At 68.5% G+C, this 2,680-nt stretch carries 2 protein-coding genes; both read left to right on the forward strand.

Going from position 1 to position 2,680, the window contains the following annotated elements:
* A partial coding sequence (locus tag H0W38_RS20530) for an aspartate aminotransferase family protein (RefSeq protein ID WP_292457672.1) occupies positions 1-1,163 on the forward strand: 1,163 nt, incomplete at its 5' end.
* Between the two features lie 409 nt (positions 1,164-1,572).
* The coding region (locus tag H0W38_RS20535) for an aldehyde dehydrogenase family protein (protein WP_292457675.1) at positions 1,573-2,680 on the forward strand (1,108 nt) is incomplete at its 3' end.

Here is a 2,680-nt window from a genome sequence, read left to right on the forward strand (position 1 = left end):
ATGCCGCGACCGAGCAACTCGAACAGCTCCCTTTCTACAACGCCTTCTTCCAGACCGCCACGCCCCCCGCGATCGAGCTCGCCGAACTGCTGGCCGAACTGACGCCACCCCAGTTCAAGCACGTGTTCTTCTCAGGCTCTGGCTCGGAAGGCAACGACACCGTCGTGCGCATGGTTCGCCGGTACTGGGACCTGCTCGGCCAGCCCGAGCGCCGCGTCATCATCAGCCGCAACAACGCCTATCACGGCTCCACCATGGCCGGCGCTTCGCTCGGCGGCATGAGCGGCATGCATGCGCAAGGCGGGCTGCCGATTCCGGATATCACGCACATCGAGCAGCCCTACTGGTACGAGCTGGGCCGCAGCATGAGCCGCGACGAGTTCGGCATCGTTGCGGCCGGCTGGCTGGAGAAAAAGATCCTCGAGGTGGGTGCCGAGCGTGTCGCCGCCTTCATCGGTGAGCCGATCCAGGGCGCCGGCGGCGTGATCATCCCGCCCGCGACTTACTGGCCCGAGGTGCAGCGCATCTGCGACAAGTACGGCGTGCTGCTGGTCAGCGACGAGGTCATCTGCGGCTTCGGGCGCACCGGCAATTGGTGGGGCTGCGAAACCATGGGCACGCGGCCCGACCTCATGACCTTCGCCAAGGGCGTGACCTCGGGCTACATCCCGCTCGGCGGCGTAATGGTGGGCGAGCGCATTGCCAGGGTCCTCATCGAGCGCGGTGGCGAGTTCAATCACGGCTACACCTACAGCGGCCACCCGGTGGCCTGCGCAGTCGCACTCGCCAACATCCGCCTCATTCAGCGCGAGCGGCTGGTGGAGAAGGTGCGCGAGGACCTCGGCCCGCATCTCGCCCGCGGCTTCGAGGCGCTGAAGGAGCATCCGCTGATCGGCGACGCCGAGACCTGCGGACTGATGGGTGCGCTGCTGCTCGTCAAGGACAAGGCGAGCGGCGCGCCGTTCGCTCCCGAACTGGAAGTCGGCATGATCTGCCGTGGCCACTGCTTCGCCAACGGTCTGATCATGCGAGCCGTCGGCGACCGCATGATCATCGCGCCGCCGCTTGTCATCACGGGCGAGCAGATCGAGGAGATGCTGGGTCTGATCCGGCGGTGTCTCGACCTGACTTGGGCTGACGTGCGGGCTCAGGGCTCGGTGTGACAGCGCGGCCCGGAAGGGCCACCGGTTCATTGCGAGGGCAGGGCCGGGCGTTGGCGGTGCCGATGAAGGGCCAAGGTGCTTGCAGCGAAGCTACGCCTCGGGGCCGACGGCGGGCATACATCAGGCCAGCCAGTGTCGCGGCATGGGCTCCTTCTCCCGCTGGCAGGAGAAGGCGGGAGATGAGGGATTGGCACCGTGAGACCGAGCAGCGCAGCGCACTCGGCCCAGCGGGCCGACCGCCGCACTGAAGCGCAGCCGGCCGCCCGCCCACGGCTTTGCGCTCGCCGAGCGCGTGCACGGAAAGCGCGGCCGACGACCCGCAATGAGCTGGCCGTAAACCGCCCACCCCTCATCCAGCTCTGATTTCGTCTACTCTTTCCAAGGTATCGCCAAGACTTCGAGGACCCTCATGCCCGCTGCAGCAATCGACTGGCGCGAACGCGCTACCACCCTCAAACCCGACGGCCGCGCAGTCATCGGCGGCAAGCGCGTCGCCGCCGCGGCCGGCGAGACCTTCGATTGCATCTCGCCGATCGACGGCCGGCTACTCGGCCCGGTGGCGCGCTGCCGTGCCGAGGACGTGGACTTCGCCGTGCGCGACGGCCGCGCCGCTTTCGACGACGGCCGCTGGGCCCAGCGGCCGCCGTCAGCGCGCAAACGCATCCTGCAAGCCTTCGCAGAGAAGATGCTCGCGGCCCGCGAAGAACTGGCCCTGCTCGAAACGCTGGACATGGGCAAACCAATCGGCAATGCGCTGAACGCCGACGTGCCCCTCGCCGCGCGCTGCATCGCGTGGTACGCCGAGGCGATCGACAAGGTCTACGGCGAGATCGCGCCGACGGGGCCGCATGCGCTGGCGCTCGTTCAGCGCGAGCCGATGGGCGTGATCGGCGCCATCGTGCCCTGGAACTACCCGATGCTCATGGCCGCCTGGAAGCTCGGCCCGGCGCTTGCCGCCGGCAATTCGGTGGTGCTCAAGCCCAGCGAGAAGAGCCCGCTCACGGCCCTGCGGCTGGCGGAGCTGGCGATGGAAGCCGGCCTGCCGCCGGGCGTGTTCAACGTGGTGCCGGGCTACGGGCAGGAAGCCGGCGAGGCGCTGGCGCTGCACGACGAGGTGGACGCCATCGGCTTCACCGGCTCGACGCGGGTGGGCCGCAAGATGCTCGAGTACGCCGGGCGCAGCAACCTGAAGCGCGTGTACAACGAGCTCGGCGGCAAGAGCGCCTTCCTCGTGTTCCCCGATTTCGACGATCTCGATCGCTGCGCCGAAACGGTGGCCGCCAGCATCTTCTACAACCAGGGCGAGAGCTGCAACGCGCCCTCACGCCTGCTGGTGCACGAGTCAATCGCCGAGGACTTCGCCAGGCGCGTCGCGGCCGAGGCGTCGAAGTACCGGCCGGCCGATCCGCTCGATGCCGCCACGGTGATGGGTGCACTGGTCGATCAGGGACAGTTGCGCACGGTCATGAGCTACATCGAGGCCGGCCGCGCGGAGGGCGCACAGGTGCTGGCCGGCG

This window comes from Methylibium sp. (genome assembly GCF_013817365.1).
Classification (GTDB): domain Bacteria; phylum Pseudomonadota; class Gammaproteobacteria; order Burkholderiales; family Burkholderiaceae_C; genus Methylibium.